At 58.4% G+C, this 21,415-nt stretch carries 19 protein-coding genes and 1 pseudogene; 10 read left to right on the top strand and 10 right to left on the bottom strand.

Annotated features, from left to right (window positions below; all coding sequences use genetic code 11):
• Positions 1-140 (bottom strand): dTDP-4-dehydrorhamnose 3,5-epimerase family protein (locus tag IE224_RS18950; protein WP_191310779.1); only part of this gene is annotated, 140 nt, incomplete at its 3' end.
• 320 nt (positions 141-460) lie between these two features.
• Here IE224_RS18950 and glf point away from each other — a divergent pair.
• Complete coding sequence (gene glf, locus IE224_RS18945) at positions 461-1,606, top strand: UDP-galactopyranose mutase (protein WP_191312825.1); 1,146 nt, start codon at positions 461-463, stop codon at positions 1,604-1,606.
• Positions 1,607-1,635: 29 nt separating this feature from the next.
• On the opposite strand, the gene IE224_RS18940 is transcribed toward glf, so the two are convergent.
• From IE224_RS18940 to IE224_RS18920, 5 genes are all read right to left on the bottom strand, one after another.
• Complete coding sequence (locus tag IE224_RS18940) at positions 1,636-2,829, bottom strand: polysaccharide pyruvyl transferase family protein (protein ID WP_191312823.1); 1,194 nt, start codon at positions 2,827-2,829, stop codon at positions 1,636-1,638.
• A 54-nt stretch (positions 2,830-2,883) separates the two neighbouring features.
• Positions 2,884-3,999: a hypothetical protein gene (locus IE224_RS18935; protein ID WP_191312820.1), complete on the bottom strand. Its 1,116-nt coding sequence runs from the start codon at positions 3,997-3,999 to the stop codon at positions 2,884-2,886.
• Positions 4,000-4,037: 38 nt separating this feature from the next.
• Entirely contained in the window at positions 4,038-4,937 is a 900-nt protein-coding gene (locus IE224_RS18930; protein ID WP_191312818.1) for a glycosyltransferase family 2 protein, read from the bottom strand.
• A 4-nt stretch (positions 4,938-4,941) separates the two neighbouring features.
• Positions 4,942-6,573 (bottom strand): glycosyltransferase, encoded by a 1,632-nt coding sequence (locus IE224_RS18925; RefSeq protein WP_191312816.1) that lies wholly within the window; start codon positions 6,571-6,573, stop codon positions 4,942-4,944.
• Between the two features lie 163 nt (positions 6,574-6,736).
• Positions 6,737-7,594, bottom strand: coding sequence for an ABC transporter permease (locus IE224_RS18920; RefSeq protein WP_229849463.1), 858 nt, complete (start codon positions 7,592-7,594; stop codon positions 6,737-6,739).
• 120 nt (positions 7,595-7,714) lie between these two features.
• Between IE224_RS18920 and IE224_RS18915 the strand changes: the two genes are divergently transcribed.
• The 4 genes from IE224_RS18915 to IE224_RS18900 all read left to right on the top strand — a co-directional run bounded on the left by IE224_RS18915 (position 7,715) and on the right by IE224_RS18900 (position 12,096).
• Positions 7,715-9,067 carry a KpsE/RkpR family capsule polysaccharide export protein gene (locus tag IE224_RS18915; protein WP_229849462.1) on the top strand — a complete coding sequence of 451 codons (1,353 nt, stop codon included), beginning with the start codon at positions 7,715-7,717 and terminating at the stop codon, positions 9,065-9,067.
• Positions 9,064-9,738: an ABC transporter ATP-binding protein gene (locus tag IE224_RS18910; protein ID WP_191312814.1), complete on the top strand. Its 675-nt coding sequence runs from the start codon at positions 9,064-9,066 to the stop codon at positions 9,736-9,738. The genes IE224_RS18915 and IE224_RS18910 overlap by 4 nt, the downstream gene beginning before the upstream one ends.
• Before the next feature lie 9 nt (positions 9,739-9,747).
• Positions 9,748-10,380 (top strand): P-loop NTPase family protein, encoded by a 633-nt coding sequence (locus tag IE224_RS18905; RefSeq protein WP_191312812.1) that lies wholly within the window; start codon positions 9,748-9,750, stop codon positions 10,378-10,380.
• A 444-nt stretch (positions 10,381-10,824) separates the two neighbouring features.
• Positions 10,825-12,096: a CAP domain-containing protein gene (locus IE224_RS18900; protein ID WP_191312810.1), complete on the top strand. Its 1,272-nt coding sequence runs from the start codon at positions 10,825-10,827 to the stop codon at positions 12,094-12,096.
• Between the two features lie 60 nt (positions 12,097-12,156).
• On the opposite strand, the pseudogene IE224_RS18895 reads toward IE224_RS18900, so the two are convergent.
• Positions 12,157-13,088: pseudogene (locus IE224_RS18895) on the bottom strand (IS5 family transposase).
• An 813-nt stretch (positions 13,089-13,901) separates the two neighbouring features.
• A complete protein-coding gene (locus IE224_RS18890; RefSeq protein ID WP_191312808.1) occupies positions 13,902-14,903 on the bottom strand; it encodes a sensor histidine kinase in 1,002 nt (333 codons plus the stop codon).
• 163 nt (positions 14,904-15,066) lie between these two features.
• On the opposite strand from IE224_RS18890, the gene IE224_RS18885 reads away from it, so the two are divergent.
• Both IE224_RS18885 and IE224_RS18880 read left to right on the top strand, forming a co-directional pair.
• Positions 15,067-16,050 (top strand): sensor histidine kinase, encoded by a 984-nt coding sequence (locus tag IE224_RS18885; protein WP_191312806.1) that lies wholly within the window; start codon positions 15,067-15,069, stop codon positions 16,048-16,050.
• Positions 16,051-16,068: 18 nt separating this feature from the next.
• Positions 16,069-16,455 (top strand): response regulator, encoded by a 387-nt coding sequence (locus IE224_RS18880; protein WP_191312804.1) that lies wholly within the window; start codon positions 16,069-16,071, stop codon positions 16,453-16,455.
• 34 nt (positions 16,456-16,489) lie between these two features.
• Here IE224_RS18880 and IE224_RS18875 read toward each other — a convergent pair whose 3' ends face one another.
• Positions 16,490-16,738 (bottom strand): hypothetical protein, encoded by a 249-nt coding sequence (locus tag IE224_RS18875; protein WP_191312802.1) that lies wholly within the window; start codon positions 16,736-16,738, stop codon positions 16,490-16,492.
• Between the two features lie 748 nt (positions 16,739-17,486).
• Between IE224_RS18875 and IE224_RS18870 the strand changes: the two genes are divergently transcribed.
• From IE224_RS18870 to IE224_RS18860, 3 genes are all read left to right on the top strand, one after another.
• On the top strand, positions 17,487-17,735 hold the full coding sequence (locus tag IE224_RS18870) for a hypothetical protein (RefSeq protein ID WP_191312800.1): 249 nt from the start codon (positions 17,487-17,489) through the stop codon (positions 17,733-17,735).
• Positions 17,736-18,264: 529 nt separating this feature from the next.
• Positions 18,265-18,843, top strand: a complete 579-nt coding sequence (locus IE224_RS18865) for a response regulator (protein ID WP_191312798.1) — start codon at positions 18,265-18,267, stop codon at positions 18,841-18,843.
• A gap of 361 nt (positions 18,844-19,204) precedes the next feature.
• Positions 19,205-19,408, top strand: a complete 204-nt coding sequence (locus IE224_RS18860) for a hypothetical protein (RefSeq protein ID WP_191312797.1) — start codon at positions 19,205-19,207, stop codon at positions 19,406-19,408.
• 953 nt (positions 19,409-20,361) lie between these two features.
• On the opposite strand, the gene IE224_RS18855 is transcribed toward IE224_RS18860, so the two are convergent.
• A complete protein-coding gene (locus IE224_RS18855; protein ID WP_229849461.1) occupies positions 20,362-21,060 on the bottom strand; it encodes a VPLPA-CTERM sorting domain-containing protein in 699 nt (232 codons plus the stop codon).
• Positions 21,061-21,415 lie beyond the last annotated feature (355 nt).

Raw genomic sequence — 21,415 nt, 5'->3', positions numbered from 1 at the left:
TGCACGAAGTCCGGCAGGTTCACGCCAGCTTCGGACAAGGTCCTGCGGTTCCAGCTTTCCGAGAAAAAACCCCGCTCGTCCCCAAAACGGGCAGGCGTCAGGATCAAAACATCGGAAAGGAAGGTGGTCTCTATCTGCATGCAGTGCCTGTATCATACCTTTTGGCCGATGCAACGACTGGTTGCACATATCCACAGCTTGTATGAAATCAATGTCATGGAGTAAGATTTACCCCTTAAAATAACGTCTTTCGCCTCGGTGATCCTGCTGTCCTTGGATGTTCGTCCCGTGGCATGACCACAACGACGAATTGTTCTGTTTAGCACCTGAAAGAAGAACCAGTGCCATCAACGGCGTCCATCCAAAACGGGATTGCATATGGCAGTTGGGTTGCTCGCATCTTGGCGCTATAGCGACGGCAAGGCGGATGACGCCGAGGCGACAGGATCGGACGAAGGTAATGAAGATACTCTTGGTGGGTGCGGGGCTGTCGGGAGCGGTGATCGCGCGCGAACTGGCCGAGGCGGGGCACCAGTGCCGCGTCATCGACGCCCGGTCCCATATTGCGGGCAACTGTCATACGGAACGCGACGCGGATACCGGCGTCATGATGCATGTCTATGGCCCGCACATCTTCCATACTGACGACAAGGGTGTCTGGGACTATGTCAATCGCTTCGCCCGCTTCCTGCCCTTCCAGAACCGGGTCAAGACGACCTCCCAGGGCAGGGTCTATTCCCTTCCCGTCAACCTGCTGACCATCAACCAGTTCTTCGGCACCACCCTGCGCCCCGACGAAGCCCGCGCCTTTATCGAGGAGAAGGCCGACACCAGCATCACTGACCCCCAGACCTTCGAGGAGCAGGCGCTGCGCTTCGTCGGGCCCGAATTGTATGAAGCCTTCTTCAAGGGCTATACCGAGAAGCAGTGGGGCTGTTCGCCTACCGAACTGCCGGCCTCAATCCTCAAGCGGCTGCCAGTTCGCTTCAACTATGACGACAACTATTTCTTCCATCGTTTCCAAGGGATGCCCGAGGACGGCTATACCGCGATGATCGCCGCGATCCTGGATCATCCCGGCATCACAGTCGAACTGGACACGCCCTACGTCCCCCAGATGGCACAGGAGGCCGATCACACCTTCTGGTCCGGCCCCTTGGACGGCTATTTCGACTATCGCCTAGGACACCTAGGGTATCGCACGCTGGACTTCGAGCGGTTCACCTACCAGGGCGACTACCAAGGCTGCGCGGTGATGAATTATGGCGACCGCGACGTGCCCCACACTCGCATTACCGAACACAAGCATTTCAGCCCTTGGGAAACGCATGAGGGTTCAGTCTGCTATCGTGAATATTCCCGCGCGGCCGAGCCCGACGATATTCCCTATTACCCGATCCGCATGGTCGAAGAAAAGGAATTGCTGGCACAATATGTTCGTCTGGCCGAAGACAGTCAGTGCGTGACCTTCGTGGGCCGCTTGGGCACCTACCGCTATCTGGACATGGACGTAACCATCCGGGAAGCGTTGGATACGGCGCTCTATTTCAAGGAAAGTATTTCTTCCAAAAAGCCGATCCTAGCCTTTGTCGTCCCACCTATTTGAACAGGCGCCCCAAAAGGGGCACCTGCTGATTAGACAGAGGAATGCAGCTTTACACCATGCTCGGAAAGCGTTTCTGCAAACTGTTGGAAGCGCCCCCGATAAGTTGCCTTCATCTGCGCCACTGACCCTGCCGTGATCCGCTGCCGGATGGCCGTTCCAACACCTTCGGACAAGAGTTCATCCAAAGTCATACGCGGCAAATCGAAGTAGTCAGTCAGCTCCGCCACCCGGTTGTCATGCGACAGAAAAATTCCAGGGCGGCCGACCTGAAGTGCCGCAACACCGCCGTGGAAGCGGTCGCCGATATAGGCATCGTGCCCAAAGGCAACCTGCCGCCATGCCGCGGTCTCAGAAAAATAATAGTAGTTCTCAATATTTAATGAAATGCCAGCCGCCGAACCCAGCAGTCGGTTCAAACCCACGCGATCACCCATATTGGTCGCATCGTTGAAGGAACCATGTTCTTCAATGATTTTACCGTAACCAAAGAATTCATCCTGAAAAACATAGGACGCCCGCGCTCCTCGCAGGGCTTTCGCCAGCTTTTGCCCGCGCGGGAAATTGCGGCCCTTCTTGATCGTCAGGTAACCCGCTGTCAGGATTTTCGCAGCAGATCCGGCTTGATGTGCCGCTGTGTGATCGATTGAAAGAATTGACTGGGGAAAGACATACATGCTGGGGCAGCCTAAGGCCTTTGCGTTGGTAAAACCATTTTCATGCAGCCAGCCTTCGGTGTGTTTGCCGCGCACCGCAAAGAGCACGGCTCGCCTGTTATAGATATCGAGGATCTCCTGAACTGACGGGTGCAACTCGGACAGCGCATGATCCCCCTGCATTCCGGCGCCCAGGACCATGAAGGGCACCGCATTGCCAAGGACGTTCAAGGCGTCACGCAGCCGGGTCAGATCCCTGCTGGGCGAAATGAAGTTGGCAGCCGATAGGACGATCAGATCAAAATGATTTGGAAGAACGTCTTTGAGACGATTGCCGAAGATCCTGTGCAATGTCCCCAGGTTTGCAAAGGCCGAAAGGCGCCGACGGCACTGGAAGATGCGGGCAGGCGCTTCACCATGGATCAGGTTGCCGCGATTGCTGGTCAACGAATGAGAATCCTTGAGATCGATCAGACGATCAGTTGCGGCGTGCCGTAGACCAGACGTGTTGGGAAGCCGGATTTCCGGAAGATAGGTTGACGTCCCGGGGCCATGGAAGAGGATTCTCATTTTCGTGTCCTGTAGGAAGAATGGTCGATCACAGGGCCAGGCATGTCATCCACCCTATTTGCGCAGATCAAGAGTCGCCAACCAGTCTATCGCTGAAGGGTCGAGGCCACGGTGGCGAGCATCAGCAACCAGATCAGGCAAGACCACCTCGGCCGCAGTGAGATCGTCAAGTGCTCTGGAAACCCCTATATCTCTCAAGTCAGGATAAAATGGGTTTCTTCCTGTCAACCGATCCAACGAGGCGGCGACTTCTGCAAAGCGGGTCGCCATAACAGCCCGGTTCTTAGCGCCGTACATTTCAACTTCGGAGTCGCCGGGATGACGAACGCGGCGCCGCGCTGTGACAAGCCATTGAACGATTTCTTTTGACAAGGCCGCATTGAGTTCGAGAATTGAGCGACGGCCAATCTCGGCAAACGCGCTTGGCACTGAAGGGTTTTGATCTTTCGGAATCTGAAGGTTGGCAGGAAAAACAATTCCAGCGTTGCGCATGAAATCAACAACCGATCCCCCTGATGCCTTTACCTCTGCAAAATTTCGGACAATCAAGCGCGCTTTAGGGAAGTGATCCTTGATCCACCCCTCGATCATCTTGGCTTGCTGAAAATGGGCACTATCGAGATATTCCTGTAGCCCCTCTCCTGAAAGAGGAAGCAATTTTGCTCCGAATTTGAGCCTTTGCCGATGCCAAGAAGACAGATATTCGTCGGGTCGCCGCAGATTACAGTAGATGGTCACATCATACTGTGCGAACCGCCTGGCCAGCCGCTCCACACCGGCTCTTTGAGGGGTCATCCCAAGCAAGGCGAACACTTCCGAACACAGGATAACTGAGTTGGGCTTCAATTCCTCGATTTGGTTATGCAAGAACTGCATCATCTGGAACCCACTCGGGGCTGCCGGATAGTAAGATGGGACACCATGCCCATCCTCTTCATTTTTCAAACGTAAAGCTAAAGCATTATGGGGCTCGATGATGTTCAGGCCGTCGCCTGCTGTCGACTGGTCGCGCCCTGCTCGGACGACGGCCAAGTTTCGGGATAGGCCTTGCGATTCAACTGAAGGATAAAGAATGCCAGCCTCAAGCAATGCCAGATAGTTCGAGGACAGAAAGCTCTGGATGGAGGTTGAGCCAGTTTTGAAGTGGCCAATAAAGATAACAAGTTTCAAAATTGAACCCGCTGGCTAAGGAAGGTCATTGCAGCCGGTCAGGGCTTGAGGATTTTCGGACGGAAGGCAAACCCTTGAAGAATTGCCTGATAGATCTGTCGACGCAGGTGCCTGGGTACATTGCCTCCCCGCATCTGCCGCCGCACCCCATAGGCATAGGCTAGCACGCCCATCAGCCCCATTTCGCGGCGGCGCCACGAGGTTTCGTTGCGGGCGCCGTACTTGAACTTCCACAGGCTCTTTTGGTCCATCATACCAAAGTTTACGCCACGGTTGTCGGGCGTGTCATGAACGACTACACTTTCTGGCACAAACAGGCCAGGATAGCTGCGCGCGATGCGGCGGGTATATTCGGCATCGTCAAACCAGATGAAGTAATCGGCGATGGGCAGACCATGGTCGCTGACTGCCCAGCGGGGGATCAGGGCCGAAACGAAGGAACAGCTGTCTACCAACACCCACGGCTTTGCGGGATGAATGAAGCGTGCCCAATCCCAGACCGGCCGGGGACAGTTCATCTCGCACAGGGTGCCGTCGATCCATTCCACGCGAGAACAGGCAAAGCTGGGCCTATAGCCGTTCTCGCCTTGGAACTGCTCCAAGGCGTCGTGTAGCCGCTCGATCGCATTTGGTTGGGGATAGGCGTCGTCGTCCGACACCCAAAAATACTGGCCGCCCATCTGGTAAGCGGCCTTCATGCCGGCGTGGAAGCCCCCTGCCCCGCCAACATTTTCGGGTAGGCGCAGATGGCGAATCGTGTCGTCCCCGGCCGCACGCGCCTTGACCAGGGCGCCGGTATCATCAGTCGAGGCATTGTCGACCACCAGCACGATGTCGGGTCGCTGGGTCTGAGCCTGGATCGCGTCCAGTACCTTCATCAGCTTGGCCGAGCGGTTGTAGGTGACGATCACCGCCACGGTCATGTTCAAAGCACCCATCGGATCAGCCTTTCCGATCCTGGTCCGCAATCTTGCGGTAGATTGGGGTCAACACCTCCTCAGCGGTGGGATCGGCGGAAAGCTGCATCCAGGCGGCTTCGAGACCAGCCTTCTGGCGGGCAAGGAAGCCCGGCTCTCGCCACATTCGGTCTATCAACGCCGAGGTTTCGCGGACCGTGGCATGGGGCGCCAGAGGCACCAGCAAATCCGACGGCAGCAGTTCGCCATGCGCGCCTACCCGGGTGGAGATGGGGATGCATCCGTGGCCGATGGCCTCGTAGCAGACCAAGGCAAGGCCTTCATTGTTCGAGGGCAGCAGCAGGATGTCGGATCGCTCCAGCAGGGCCGGGACATCGGTGTCACCAGGAAGCTGGGTCACCTTGCCGGCCAGGCCGTGGCGGGCAAGAAGCCGCCTGATGGTCGCCTCATAGGGTCCTTCGCCCACTATGCTGGCCGTCAGCGCCACGCCATTCTTTTGCGCCCAAACATCCAAGGCGTGCAGGGTTTCGACCACCACCACGGGACGCTTCTGATAGAACAGCCGACCGATGAAGCTGATATGGAGGCTGGTCTGCCGCGACTGCATCCGGAGAACTGGCGGACGGTCGGCAATCTTGCCACGATCCAGCATTCGGCCGAGCCGCACCCGGCTGGCTGGGGCCTGGAAGCTGCCCTGCAGATAATCGGCCAGCTGCCTGCTGATGACGTGCTGCAGGTCCAGGTAATTGGTCCAAACTCCCGAGATGCGCGGATAGCCCCCATTCGCGTATTCGATGATATGTGTGCTGTCGATGGTCCGGATCCAGGGCAGCCGTGCGCGCAGGATCGGCAGGGATTCGTAAAGTGGTGTGCAGTGATGGATATGCACCGCGTGGATGTTCTGGGCCAAGGCCAGTTTTTCCACGTAGCGGGGCCAGAGGAGATGGGGCAGATAGCGGTCCAGCCGGATAAAGGTCACATCGGGATGATCGGGCAACTGCTGGGCAAGCCGCTGGATTGCGGGAACTGACGCTACGACGAAGACCCGCAAGCCGGCCGCCAGGGCCCATCTGACGGTGTCGAAACCGAGCTTCTCTGCACCGCCGACTTCCAGCCAGTGCATCCCGATCAGGATCGCCGGGCGTTTGCCGCTGGCGGGCGCTTCAAGACGCGGGATCAGGGCCGATCCTCCGCCCAAGGGCAGCGCAACCTTGTCTTTACGGCGGTCGGCGCGGCGCCTGCGCAGCATCTCAGCCTGATAGCGCAGCCCTTCGTACCCCATGGGGCTGGCGCGGAACAGGAAGCCCAGCCTTGCAGGAGGCCGCCAAGGCGCGGAGGTCTGTCGGGTTTCTTGAGGAAGGGGAGGGCGAGGGATCGACAGGCGGATGGTGACTTCGGGAGAATCCGCCCGGGTGCCTGGTCGTTCAAGGCAACCCAGAAAATCAGCCCCCAGATCCGCAGGACGCGGCACATGGGGGCCTTCCGTCACTTCGGGATGGGACCAGACCGGATCGTTTCCCAGCCTCAGAATGAAATGCAGGTGCTGGGTCGGGAACAGGGTCTCGTAGATCGACCTTGCCTCCTGGATTTGCCGGCTCAGATAGCCGGCCGTTTCCGGATCAACGGGTCTGGAGCGTGCGAAGGAGGAAAGATCCATGAGAACCGTGTTCAACCTGACAAGAATGCTTGTTGATTAGTTGCAGAGCCAGTGAGGTATCCCAAACCGAAAAAGCGCGTCCATGAAGCCTTTTTGCGCCCCTAGCCAGAACCCCTGCCCTAGCCTTGCCTGCCATATGCTCGCGGAAGCCGCATCGCAACTACTAGCTGTTCTGGAGATCGCGATGATATTGAACCAAAAGCGCAAGCCCCAAGGCTAGCAGGGCCAGGCTGACGCCCAACTGATACGTATAGCTGATATAGTCCCCGCTGTAATGGGGATAGAAGGCATGGCGCATCTGCCCCACGACATGAACCAGAGGGTTCCACCACAGCCAGTCGCGATAGGGCGGCGGAATGCCGTCGAAGATAAAGAAGATGCAAGACACCAGGAACAGCGGCCGCATGAGGATGGCCCACAAGGGCTGCCACCAGTTGACAGCCTCGAACATAAAGCAGTTCATGGTGCCCACGCCCGCGGCCAGCAGCAGCGCCATCAGCATCCCAAGCGCGACTTGATCCAACTGAGGATCGGTCCGGGTGTCCATAAATAGACAAATTCCCGTGAAGACCAGCACTGCCACAAGAATCTGGGTGATCGAGTTGAACAGGATGCGCCCGATCAACGCATCGACAAAGGTCACCGCCGGATAGGCTAAAAGCGGCTTCGAATAGCGAATGGAGCTCGCCACCTTTCCCGACACGTCCAGATAAGCCATGAAGGGCACTATCCCTGTTGCATAGAAGATCGCGAAGTTGGTGCCCAGGGGCGGCATCCTAAACCCCACTGAAAAGATCAGCGTCAGCAGGACAATGCCGCCTACCGGCTCAGCAATGGCCCACATGTAGCCACCGGCGGACCGGCCGTGGCTGGTCTGCATCTCGCGCAGGATCAGCGCGCTGATGGCGCGCAGACTGGCAAAGCGGCGGTGCTGGCGAATTTCCTTCAGCTGGAGGGGACTGCGCGTTCCCTTGCGCTGCGGCAAGGGTACCGAGGTGAAGGGTTCTGACATCTGAGACATGGAAACGCCCCCAAGCGCATCTGCTGTTCAAGCCCTTGCGACAGGATCGGAGCTAGAACTGTTCGGCGGGCTTATGTATGAGAGCGCGCAAGAGATCAACAAAACAGGCGGGGTAAGCGCATGTCCGCCCACGACCAGAAATCCACAAGCCTGCCAACCACGACAGTCCCGGCCCCCGCCAGCGATGCCGCCGTGCCACCTGCGCCCGGACAAAAGGAAACTGCGGAAAAGCCCGCGGCCGCCCCTGCACCGGCTCCGGTGTCACCCAAGCCCTTGGCGCCGGGTAAGAAGCCGCCCGCGAAGAAGCTGAACCCCAAGACCCAGGAGCGCATCGAGGCGGCGCTGCAGAAGCCTGTCCTGCCCCCCGCCAGCCCGGCGCAGGCAAAGGCCCGCCATTATGGCATGGCCGTCAGCTTCGTTCTGGTGGTGATCCTGCCCCTGCTGGTCAGCGCCTTTTATCTTTATACCCGCGCGGCGGATCAATATGCCTCGTATGTGGGCTTCTCGGTCCGTAGTGAATCGGCCGCGCCCAATGCCGCCGAAGTGCTGGGGGGCCTTGGGTCGCTGGTCGGGGCCAGTTCGACCACCGATACCGATGTCCTCTACAAGTTCATCCAGAGCCGCGACCTGGTCGAGCGAGTGGATGCGCGGCTGAACCTGCGGGAAATCTGGTCCAAGGCCCCCGGCGACCCAATCTTCGGCTTTCGCGGCGACAATTCGGTGGAGGATTTGGTTTCCGAATGGGAACGCAAGGTCCGCATCTATTACGATACCGGCATGATCGACCTGCGCATCTTGGCCTTCGACCCGCAGGACGCCCAGAACGTCGCATCCGCCATTCTCGAGGAAGGCGGCATCGTCATCAACGAGCTGAACGCTATCGCCCGCGAAGACGCGCTGCGCTATTCCCGCGACGAGCTTGAGCGCGCGCAGGAACGCCTGCGCAAAGCCCGACAGGCCGTGACCGAGTTCCGCAACCGTTACCAGCTGGTGGACCCGGCTGCCGATGTCCAGAGCCAGATCGGCGTTGTCACCTCGCTCCAGCAGCAGCTGGCCGAACAGCTTGTCTCGCTGGGTCTGCTGCAGGCCAATGCCCAGCCCGACGACCCGCGCATCAGCCAGACCGAGCTGCGCATCTCGATCATCCGCGACCAAATCGATGCCGAGCGGCAGAAGTTCGCATCGAATGGCGAGAACGTGGCTCTGTCAGACGTGGTCGGCCAATACGAGACCCTGGCGGTCGATCGCCAGTTTGCCGAGACCAGCTACACGACCGCCCTGGCCAGCTATGAACTGGCGCGGGCCGAGGCGGTGCGGCAGTCGCGCTATCTGGCGCCTTACATCCGTCCAACCCTCGCCCAGGAAGCCGAGTTCCCGCAGCGCGCCCAGCTGCTGATGATGATCGCGGGTTTCCTGACCCTGCTCTGGATCATCGGTAGCCTGATGTTCTACAGCCTACGCGACCGCCGATGATCCACCTGCAGAACCTCTGCAAGACTTACACGCTGAACGGCCGGCACAAGGTGGTGGCCGACAATATCACCGCGACCTTTCCTTCGGGCGTCTCAGTCGCGCTACTGGGCCGGAACGGGGCGGGAAAATCTTCGCTGCTGCGGATGATCTCGGGGGCGATGCTGCCATCATCGGGCAAGATCCTGTCCACCGGGACTATCAGCTGGCCGGTGGGGTTTGCAGGATCTTTCAACAGCGAACTGACGGGCGAGCAGAACTGCCGCTTTGTCGCGCGTGTTTATGGCATCGACACAGACGAGCTTTTGTATTTCGTCGAGGATTTTGCCGAACTGGGCGACCACTTCCGTCTCCCGGTCCGAACCTATTCCTCGGGGATGCGATCCCGCCTGGCCTTTGGACTGTCCATGGCCATCCCCTTCGACACTTATCTGGTGGACGAAATTTCTGCCGTGGGCGACGCAGCTTTCAAAGCCAAGTCAAACCATGTCTTCAAGAAGCGGCTGGCCAATGCCGGTGCGATCGTCGTCGCCCATTCAATGAGCACGCTGCGGACAACCTGCCAGTCTGGTGCGGTGCTGGAGCAGGGAAAACTAGCTTTTTATGCTGATATCGAGGATGCGATCGCTGCGCATTTGGATAACATGAGGAAAATCAAGAACACAGCAAGCTAGGAGGGAAGGATGCGTGGGGATGAGGAATACGGCACCGGTCTGGCTCCTTCCCCGGCAAAGATTGTGACACGCGTGATGATCGTGGGGGGTTCGGGGACTGGAAAATCGTTCCTGGGGCTGAGGCTTGCGGAACTTGCCTGTCTTCCCAGCTTCCACATGGACCAATTGAGCTGGCATCCCGGCTTTGTTCATCGCACCACATCCGAAATGGACGCCTTGACCCGGGATATTCATGCCCGAGTTCACTGGATCCTTGAAGGCGGTCATTACGAGACGGGCCATGAAAGGGCGGATCGTGCCCATCTGCTGATTTGGCTGGACCTCCACCCAGGCTTGCAATCCTGGCGCGTCTTCCTAAGGTCGCTTCGCCATCACGGAACCGTCAGGCCCTGCATGGCCGAGGGATGCCCAGAAAGATTTGGTCGTCACACAATCGATGTTGTCCGCTATGTCTGGAAGTCACACCACTTCCACAGGAAGCAGATCCAGGCGGTCATTGCCAAAGCTCCACCCGGCCTGAAGATCCACCGGCTCCAGTCAACAGGGCAGGTCCGGCGATTTCTGTCGCAATGCGTGAAGGCAGCCGACGTCCCTGGCTTTCTGGTTCTGGAAGGCCTAGATGCATCCGCCAAACGTGACTGACGTTAATTTTCAAGCTTTTTGCAATTTCTAGGGCAGGAGTTGTCGACCCCATGACACTGGTCTGGAGCTGCGACGGTCGCACGGCTATCTCCTCCAGAGAGCGTCCGAACTTTGCCGAGATCGGTGCGAGTCCGAAGGTCTTGTACAGCAGAAGGGGCCAGATCAGCATGCTGGCAATGGGCGCAATGATATAGCGTACAACTGGCTCTTGCAGCGTCACGATCGAACCTAAGAAGAGCGTCATAAGGACATACCTCTTGATTGCCAGTTTTTCTAGAACGGTGCCCGTACTACTTCAGGGCGGTTCTGCTGCAGACCACATGTGAGGCGGCGTCTTTCATTCTTTTCAGCGGAACAATTTTGAGGTGAAAATTGTTGTCTGTGATCAATCTGTAGGCGACTTTTTGTAACCAGTTGAGACTGCTGATACAGAAAGGATAGACAATGAGCTTTGCCACTGCCGACGAGCGTTTCTTTGTACGCCTCGTGAACAACACCCGGAAAGAAATGGGGCTTGACCCCCTCAAGGTCGCCAAGCCGCTGAATGAAGCGGCAGATGGCCATACCCAATGGATGCTAGATACCAGCACCTTCTCCCATACCGGAGAGGGCGGCTCACGCGCCTCAAAGCGCATTGAGGAAGCAGGTTTTCCCATGGTCGGCGAAAGCTGGGGCACGCGGGAAAATCTAGGATACATCGGCGTGACCGGTGCTGCCAACCTTCGCGATGAAATCCGGCAGATGCACCAAAATCTTTTGGACAGCCCCAGCCACCGCAAGAACATCCTCGACCCTGATCTTGAATATATCGGTATCGGCCTCGAGGTGGGCCGCTATGATGGCCACACAGTACTTATGGCGACCCAGAACTTCGGGCGCACGACGGGTCAGCCAGAGATTGACATGGGTCTATTCCCAAAGGGCCATGATCTCAGACCTGATCTGAGTGTCGAGAGCCGAGCAGATTGGCTGGCAGATACCTTCAATGGAGCCGTGAGATCCTCCTCCAATAACGGAAGTATTGTGACCGGAACAACGGGCGCAGATGACTTCCGTTTGTCTGGTGCTTCTGATTTCGCCCGCGGCCTTACCGGAGACGACTGGATGAGCGGAGGCGCGGGCCGTGACACCTTGGAAGGGGGCGCTGGCTTTGACCGGCTCATGGGCGGTACCGGAGACGATCTTCTGCGGGGGGGTTATGGCGACGATGTCCTGGACGGACAGGGAGGCGATGATCGCCTGGAAGGCGCCCACGGCGCGGATCTCTTGCGAGGCGGCTACGGTCACGATGAGTTGGCAGGCCACGGTGGCCACGATACACTCGTCGGGGGGGGCGGTGATGACCAAATGACAGGCGGCTATGGCTTCGACTTTCTGCTGGGAGGCGGCGGAAATGATGAGCTCCGCGGCTCGGCTGGAAGAGACACTTTGGAGGGTGGACAGGGCAACGACCTGCTGATTGGCGGAAGTGGACCCGACACCTTCATGTTCCGCAAAGGCCTCGGTGACGATAGGATTTCTGATTATGAGGCCGGAATTGATCGGCTTTTAATCGATGATGCCCTGCTTGGCCGGTCGGTTCCCAAGTTCTACGATGACATCGTGCGTGAAACAGACTCTGGCGTTGTTTTGGACTTCGGCAATGGGAACAGGATCACCATTGAAGGTCAGGGCCTGACGGCAGAAGCTGTGGCAGACGATATTGTACTCTTTTGATCAGTCGGCATTGTTGCAGAACTCAGCGTTGAAGCGGGACTTCCCCTTACCCCGCCAGCCTCAGGACACGCGTTCGGTCTCGGCGGTGCCGAGCGCGTTGAAGCGGTTCATGAGTGCCGCACGGATGTGGATTTCTGCCGTTTGCCTGTCCGGGTCTCGTAAGGCGATCCGCTCGCCGAAGGACTTCAGGCAGCGCATTTTCGCCTAGATCCGACTTCGGGCGTGATAGCTGGACCAGTGCTTCCAGTTGGCTCGCCCAAAGCGTTTGCTCGCCCAAAGGATGTTGTTGCAGGCACGGGCGGCAGGGCAGTTCTCTTTCCAGAGGCGTCCGTTCTTGCGAATCGGAATGATGGCCATGTCGCCGCGATCGACGATTGTGGTGTGACTTTGCCGGGTGTCAAAGGCGCCGTCGCCGGTCACGGTGCCGACCTGTTCATCGGCCGGGGTCTGATCCAGCCGATCCGGCAGTACAGGGCTGCCACCTCACGGCTGGAGGTGAACTCCACCGCCCGGATGTCACCGATAGCTGTGTCCATCGCCAGATGGACCTTGCGGTATTGGGGCCTGCGGTGCGTGCCGTGCTTGCGCGCCAGCCCCTCTCCATCGCCCCCAAACTTGATCCCGGTGCTGTCGACCGGCAGGTTCAGAAGCCCTGCCGCACGGCGGTGGGGTATGTCGACCACCAAAGATCCTTGTTTATGGCTCAGGGTGGAGAAGTCCGGCACCGACCAATCGAGCCGTGTCATCTTCAGAATTCTGGCCACCATGCCCGTGCTTTGCCGAAGCGGCAGGCTGAACAGCACCTTCACCATCATGCACAACTGGATCGCTGCATCAGAGAACACCGGCGGACGACCGGGATGTCCCGCCTTGGGGGCCAGCCAGACCATGTCCTTGTCCAGCCAGATCAGCAGTGATCCGCACCGCTTTAGGGCCTTGTTATAGGACTTCCAGTTCGTGGTGCGGTAGCGGACCGCTTCGGGCTTGCTCATGCCGAAACGCTTACTCTACCAGCACGGCCGCGTGAATCCCGTGACACGCCGAGTTTTGCAACAACGCCAAATAGATCCCTGAGCTAGTCCTGCATCCTTGACAAGATCTAGATTGATCAAAACTACTGCCTGCGCCTGCTGATCGGTTTTTATGCTGTTCCAATAGCCTGGAGCGGGCAGTTGACCGCCATGAGCTTTTGGCGGCCTTGCGCCTTGCGTAGCTCCAGGCTGCAAATTATCCTTGGATCTTACAATTCTCGCCCAGTCTATAGGCCTGCCGGATCCGTGTTATAACACCTATCTGCCAGAAACACCTTCAGGTTGGAAGCTCGCTTTGTTGTGGTCAACAAAAAGCCCCGCCGGAACGGCAGGGCATCCTGAAACCCAGACTCGAAGCAACAAACTGGAACACAAACACTAGCGAATGTGATAGAACGTTTTAAAATTCGGAAACTCCTTACTTTTTAATGTATTATTTATTCTGCACCTCTTGGGCGACTGGCGATGCCTGCGCCTTTGTACAGCGCTTGGTCGGACTGGAGCATGCTGAGCATTCGTCCCTGTTGGGCATCAGAACAATCTGTTAACAAAAGCGTGCAGGACAATACTGAGCGCAGCTTGCAGTTGTTCATTTGAACAAGTGGTCGTTTCCCTTACGCTCAGCCATAATCCCCATCAGCCGAGCGGCTTTGTATTGTGTTTCCGAGTTCTCGCCGCTCGGCTGGAGAGATAGCCTGCCCGACCGCCCTACCCTTGAAGCCTCTCGCTTTCCCGTCCGTTGTGGAATGCTTGGGATCCGTCAGACGCCGTGTCTTAAAGATTTGCGGACACACGCGCAAAGTTGAGGTCCAGGCTGGCGCGCATGCCGCTGTTCGTGAACTGCCGCTGGAAGGACCCGTCCAGCTGGTCCTGCAGGGCCATCTCACACATGAGAGTGCCGAAGCCCTGGCCCTGAACGACCGGGTTTGCTTGAACGGGCGCGAATGTTTCATCCCAGTGAAGGATCAGCCGGTCTCCCCGCCGCTCGCTGCTGATGGCCAATCGCCCGGTATTCCCGGACAAGGCCCCGTATTTGACCGCGTTTGTGCACAGCTCGTAGAAGACAAGGGCTAGCGGCGTTACGGCAGCCCGTCCCACCAGGACCTCCTCGACGGCAAGCTCAACCGGCAGAGATCCTTTGAAAGGCTCGAGGATCGCTTCGAGAAGCCCGCGCAGGGGCCGCTTCTCCAAGACAGCTGCATCCACGACGGGAGCCGCTGGCGCGGTGAGGGAATGGGCGGCAGCCAGGGCCAGGAAGCGACCGCGCATCTGGGCGACCAGATCCTCGACCGTGGACGCCTGTCGGCTGCACAGGTTCAGCAAGCCGCTGGCGATGGCAAAGCTGTTTCCGACCCGATGCTTCATCTCCGACAGGAGCAGACGCTGCTGCTCGGCGGCGCGATGCTGGGCGGTGATGTCCCGGGCGATCTTGGAGGCGCCGACCACGTGGCCGTTCCGGTCGCGGATCGGCGAGATGCTTACCGAGATCGGAAACAGATGGCCGTTCTTCTTGCGCCGCACCGTCTCGAAGTGCTGGATGCGCTCGCCCCGACGCAGCCGGTCAATGAAGTCTACCTCCTCATGCTGCCGATCTTCGGGAATAATGAGGGTGATGGACCGGCCCAGCACCTCGTCGGCGCGGTAGCCGAAGATGCGCTCCGCGGCAGGGTTCCAGCTCAGGATGATGCTGTTCAGGTCCTTGGCCACGATCGCATCGTTGGAGCCTTCCACGATCGCCGCGAAGTGCTGCTGTAGGTTCTCGTCCAGAAGCGACATGGTGTTATTCCGGTGATGGCGTGACACGCAGTTGAAGCCCAGATCGCAGGCACAATACAAGGCCAAGTTGCCCTTGGCGTCACCAGAGCATGACCATCTCTCTACCCAAGCCGGTCCAACCCGATTATGCCTTGCTCTCAGGACCATCCCGCGGAGACCGTTTGTGGATCTTGATGAACTTTACCGGCTGCTGCGTGGCTCGCATTTCCAGGCTATCAGCATCGTCAACACGCTGCGCGATCCGCTGGTGGTGCTGGACGAAGGCTTCAGGGTCCTGAGCGCCAATCCGGCCTTTTACACGACCTTCTTCACCAGCCGGGACGAGACGATCGGGACGGCCTTTGCCGACTTGGGCAACGGGCAATGGAATATCCCGGAACTGCGCCTTCTGCTCGAGCAGGTGATCCCGAGAAGCACTTCCGTCATCGACTACGAGGTGCGGGCGGCGTTTCCTCATATCGGCCTGCGCACCATGCTGGTCAGCGCCCAGCGTTTGAGCCATCCCGACAGCGGCCAGCGCATCCTGCTTCTGACCATCGTGGACGCCACCGAGAAGCGGCAGGCCGATGATGACAAGGACATCCTGATCGGTGAGTTGAACCACCGGATCAAGAACCTTCTGGCGGTGACCCGGGCGATTGCCCGGAGGACTGCGGTGGAAGGGCGCAGCGCCGAAGCCTACCGCGAGGACTTTCTGGGCCGCTTTGATGCCCTGAGCCGCTCACTTGCCGCCTCGACCCAGCAAACCGAAGCCGAGCTGTCCAGGCTGGTCCGGGCGGTGATGGAGCCTTATCTCACACGCGGCGTCACGCTGGAAGGGGAGGAGGCCATCACCTTGCTGCCCAGGCAAGCCATGTCTCTGGGCATGATCCTGCACGAACTGGCCACCAATGCGCTCAAGCACGGCGCCTTGTCGGTTTCCGGCGGCCTCCTCGACATTTCCTGGTGTCTTGCTGACGACGGAAATGGCCATCCCCAGGTGCATCTCTTCTGGCGCGAAAGCAACGGACCGAAAGCCTCACCGCCAGAGGCCACCGGCTTTGGGACGCGCTTGATCAGGTTTGCTACGGAAGTGGACCTCAAGGGTCAGGCGGAACTGCAGTACCAACCGGAGGGTTTGGTGGCAGAGTTGACGTTTCCCCGATAGTTGTCCTGTAGAGCGCCGATGTCCGACACGTTCCCTCAGCGCCTCCCGGATGACCGGGTTTCCGTGCTGGTTGTCGAGGACGAGATGATCATTGCGCTGGATGTCCAGATGATGCTTGAGGACAATGGCTACCGGGTTCTGGGACCAGCTGGGTCCGTGGACGGCGCGCTGCGCCTGCTGGACGAGCTTTGCCCCGATGTCGCGGTGCTTGACGGCAATCTGCGCGGGCGTCCGATCATCCCGGTGGCCCGGCGGCTGCGGAGCCTCGAGATCCCTTTCGTGCTGTCCTCAGCTTATGACATCTTCCCTTTTGACGGGAGCGAGATCCTCGAAGGGGCCGAGAATATCCGCAAGCCCGTCTCTGAGGGACGTCTGTTGGCCGCATTGCAGCGGGCGCTTTCCTAAGACGTGCCGGCCGTTCCCCAGAAGCAGCCAGAGGTCACTCCACGCTCCGGAGTGGGGGCTTCTTCATCGTCGGAGGGCTGCGCTTGTGTGTCGCGGGGCGGGTCAGTTCCAGGCGCATGGCCTCCAGTTCGGTGATCTGGCGAGCGATCCGCCACAGCGTCTCCGCCTTGCCGTCCTCCGACATGGAAATGCGGCCAATGTTGGCGCGGCATAGCATCAGCGTGGTTCCGGCGGCCGACAGATTGGCCTGCAGCGCTTCGAAACTGGTGACGCGGTAACTCATCGGGGCCTCCTTCTCCTGTCAACAGGCTAGGTGCAACAAATGAAGGAAAAGCTAACGGCGGCGGCGCATGTCAGCATGAAAAAGCCCCGCCGGGGCCAGCGGGGCGATAATCTTTACCACAACCCCATCGTCGCGAGGTGGGCAAGATCGAGCATTAACCACTTTTCTGGTTGAGGCAAGCCTTTGGTATGAAGAGCCCCCGGCGTGTCGTGGCGCCGGGACTGGTGCAACCTGGGGTGAGCGCTACTCGTTGCAACGTCACCGCATGACAGTTTTGCACATCGTACAAACTTATTGTGCATACAAATACGTTCTTGTCAGCGTCTGATTAGCTTGAACGCCTTGAAGATCGAGCAGGACATGTGCTGCACAAAGCGAAGATTGACTGAAAAGCCCTGCCAGGCGTGGCAGGGCTTTCTGTAGTGAGCGATTTTGCAAGACTCTTGAACCAATCGTAGATCGCGCCGCGAGTTCCCTGCTCAGTTTTATTTTTAAGGGACAGAGCAACCTCGCGGGTTCTTCTTTAGGCTGCTGCCTGTTTTGCGTCCTGCAGTCGCGTACAAACGGTGCTGATCTGAAGGCACTGAGCCACCTGTGGGGCGAGGATTGGAGCCAACAAATGGCCCTAACCACATCGGCGATATCTGCGATCCGCACGATCGCCAAACATCGAACAGAGCGTCTGGATGGTCCCTTTCCAGGCTTAGGTCGTTGTGCCCACGGAGTCCCCAGATGGAGGATCATGCACATGACCGATGCCACCGTGACGCTTGATGGCTTTGAACGGATCAACGGCATCGTCGAAATCGGCGGCGACTATGCTCAGTTCCGCAGCCCTTCTGAAATTGCACAAGACGACATCACTGGACCGCAGGACGGACTCTCCATCGTTGGCAAGTCCGAGCGTGTGGTGCTAGAAAGCTATCGCGTCTTGGACCGCGAAGAGGGCGAAGGGCGCGAGATCACCCTGCGTCGGATCAAACCTGAAGCCAGCTAAAGCGAACTGGTCGCTGATCCTTGGACAGTTTCGGGCGATCTAAGCGACTGCTGCGCCTGCTGACCGATTTCTATGTTGTTCCCGTCGACTGCAACAGACCAGTGCCCGCCCTGAACTTACCGAACGGCCTTGCGCTCCGCGTGGCTCAAGGCTGCACATGGAGCCCGAAACTTCACAATCCCGCCCCAGCCATATGCCTGCCCGGAGCCCAGGTCTTGCCATGCTTGCTACCGAAAGACTGGCGTGGCTTCGGGTGAGAAAATGTCAGGCGGGACGGTGCCGTCGGCGCCAGCCAAAAGGTGCGCGTGGGTCTTTTGACGAACTTCCGCTCATCTATCCTCACCCCCTAGACCGTAAAAAGAGCAGCTTTTATCAGTCTTGTTATGTTGACACATTGACGTATGGTAAACTGGCTGGTCTGGGAGGGGGGATTTGCTGGCCTTAGGGGCTGCTGGCGGCAGTCTTTAACATATCCTTCTTCATGCCATACCTGACACCTTCGTATACCGCGCTTCTTCCGGAGGTTCTAATGAAGGTCGAGCCACTCCGTGTTCTTGTGGTTGAAGATGATTTCTTCACGGCGGAAAGCCTGTCGCGAGAAATCCGTGCCGAAGGGGATACGGTCGTAGGACCGTTTGCTGATGTTCATGAGGCAATCCAGCTCGCCGGTCTGGTGCAAGCCGCCATTCTTGATGTCTGGGTCCAGGACGAGACGTCGTTTGTTGTTGCAGACTCCTTGGTCTATCACGGCATCCCCTTTGTCTTTCTAACAGGATCTGATCCGCAACTTATTCCCGCACGCTTTTCGGATCGTCACACCTATACGAAGCCCGGGCCTGTGGCACCGCTTCTGCATGATTGGCACCAACAGCATCGGGCAATCGTGCCTCCAGACGACGACTGCATGGAGGCAATCGTCATAGAGATGATGCGGCGCGCGCGCCACCTTATCCCTGACAAGGCATCGGCAGATCGACTTGTCGAGGGAGCCCTTCTCCGGGCCATTGCGGAAACTGGCCAGGGGAGAATGGAGGGGGATGTTCGTGCCCAGTTGCTGACTTTTCTGGACAACGAATACCGCCAGTGTGCCAAGCTTTGCCTTCAGTAGTGCAGCCCGCCCGGAAACCTCCCTTTGGCCCTGGTCCCATTTTCGGACAACGGAAAGTCTCATGCCTCTCCGGGCGGACGCAACCAACCCGAAGGCGCGGACAGCGCACGGCAGGATCATAGCAAAGGATATCATTCGCGAGGCGCATCTAAAAAGCATCAAGGCGGCAGGAGATTTTCGCAAAACCGCCAAAGATGCCCGCAGCGAGGCCGGGAGGTGGTTTGGCGGGTTCTGGATGGGGGTTGCCCCTGCAATCCCCGCAAGAGCGCTTCTGGGCGTTCTGGCAGCCTTCTAGATCATCAGGCGCGGTGAGGCCCTCAAGTTCAGAAAGTACACGCGGGTGATGCCGACAGGCTGGTGCATGATCGCAACGAGCCCTGAGGGCTACAGGTTCTGCGGGATTTGGATCAACAAGCTGTCGAAAGAAAAACAATCCAATATCGTCTGCCACGAAGCCAGCCACTTTAACGCATCTGTTAAGGACGGAACTCCGGCGCACCAAGGTCTGCTTTTTCCTTCAATGCTGGAGAAGCCTGCCCATGGGGAAGCTCGTTATCACCAATGAACCTGCCCGATATATCGGCCGTGGCTTGAACATTGCGGCCGGAGAGGCAGGAAAAATGCCATCCGAGATTGTCTTGGAAGCACGGGACCAATTCGGAGGCGAACGCCTCGTGAGGACCAGTTTTCAGAAACGGTCGACACGTTTTGCAGTAAGCGGTGGACCCAACCTTCCAATCAACTCTGGGTTGTCCATTTGGACAAGTTGCTGGGCGCGTGACCTTCGGACATAACGGCCCCATCAGCTGAGCGGCATCTTTGTGTTGTGTTTCCGAGTTCGTGCCGCTCGGCTGGAAACCTCTTGAGACGATCCACTCCGGAGCTGACGCCGTGGCTTTGGCATAGCGCCGCAAAACGGCGGCTTGTGGATTGATGGATATGAATGGCTGAAAAGCCGTCAGCAATGACGCAGCCCTGCGCCTTTGTTGATGCTGTAGCAGGATAAGTCATTTGGTAACGTTCCACTCTCTGCCGCCCCGGAACCTTTGCCGGACCGGCCGGTTCGGCCTGCCATGACGAAACTACCTCCCCCGCATCGCAAGGCTCCGCCCGACCTGCCGCCTCGCTTGAAGGAGTTGGCCCGGCAGCTTGCGGAGGCGTTGCGCGAAAAGCACCGCAAGGTGGCTGCGGGCAAGCCCTAAGACAGTTCCGACAGTTAGCCTGGCCTTCCCAGGTAAGACTTATTCACCCTAAGCCGGAATCAACGGCTAGGGTGGGATCGAGGAGGGACCACGTCCGCTCCCAACAGCATCCGCGCAGAGCGTGTATAGAAGATGCCTTATGGCCTTTGTCTTCATCGCGTCCAGGAGCGGGGCGGTACAGCGCATGTTCAGCGAGACCGATTTGGGGTTCGATTGCGAAGCGCATTGGCGTGAACCCAGAAAGGTCCAATTGGCTCAAGTTGGCCGTTTCGGCAAATGCCTTCGCCTCGACATCGCTACGCACGGGAGCCTCGGGTCAGGCGGCTTTGTGGCGCCGGCGCAGTGCTACAAAGCCGCCCATGCCTCCCAAGAGAAGAAGCGCAGAAGCAGGCAAAGGCACTGGCGCGGGGGCTGGCGCCTCGTAGCCAATGTCAAAGGTCAGCGTGCTGCCGTCGACATAGCTGTGACCGCCCCAGTCGATGAACAGTTCATCCGCGTCAAATGATGTCGTCACGGGGCCGATGCTGGAACTGGTCTGGGCAAACGACGTAAAGCGTCCTGCCGATCCAAGGGCAATGCGAAGCCCGTTAAAGGCCATGTCTCCCCAGGTTGGCGACGAGAGCGTGGTATTCAGCAGGATCGCCAAGCTATTGCCGGAAAAATCCAGCGAGATGTTGGTCACGTCTTCTATGGAAATGACCCCGTCTACGCCCGCTCCGACCACAAAGGGTCCAGTCGAGGTCGCGGAAGGATAAACGGTTTCCGCATCCGGAAGTCTGTAGTCTGCTGAAAGGGTCAACCCGTCCAGGGTCGCCGCCTGCGCCACAGGAGTGATCAGCAGTGCCGTCCCAAGAACAACAGCACGCGTTACTGATACTGACATTACTTCCTCCCTTGTGAAGTTCATAAACGGTACGGGAGAATTCTGGGCAGACAAAAGGAAATCAGCAAAAGCCTGGCCTCTTTCTGTTTTAGGGCAATCTGCGGGACAAGGAAAAAAATCACGCACAACCATGGGGATATCCGAAAGAGCATTCACTGCGCGAAGCGAATCAGTGAGTTCGGTGCTGCTTCAAGACTATCCCCTGTCCTATCCGTTCCATTAGCCTTTGCAGCTCTCGGAACATTGCCGTTGGCTCTGCTTCGCCATCCTGACCACACCACCGCCCTCCGCCGTTCCAAGGCTCCGCCGCCTTGCGGAAGCGTTTCCACGACCTGACGCAGATGGCGGAGGCTAGACGCAAGACAGGGTGCAAGGCGCCCGAGCGCCACCTCAAGCCCCCAACCCGGAGCGGATGGAACGCTTCACAGGCTTGCCCTGTTGATTTTTCTATAAGGGAGGCGCCTGACATGAACACGCTCCTGATCAG

It is taken from the genome of Paracoccus aerius, assembly GCF_014656455.1.
GTDB classification, from domain to species: Bacteria; Pseudomonadota; Alphaproteobacteria; order Rhodobacterales; family Rhodobacteraceae; genus Paracoccus; species Paracoccus aerius.
Note: the sequence above shows the minus strand (reverse complement) of the source record. Positions and strands in the feature narration are given on the sequence as shown.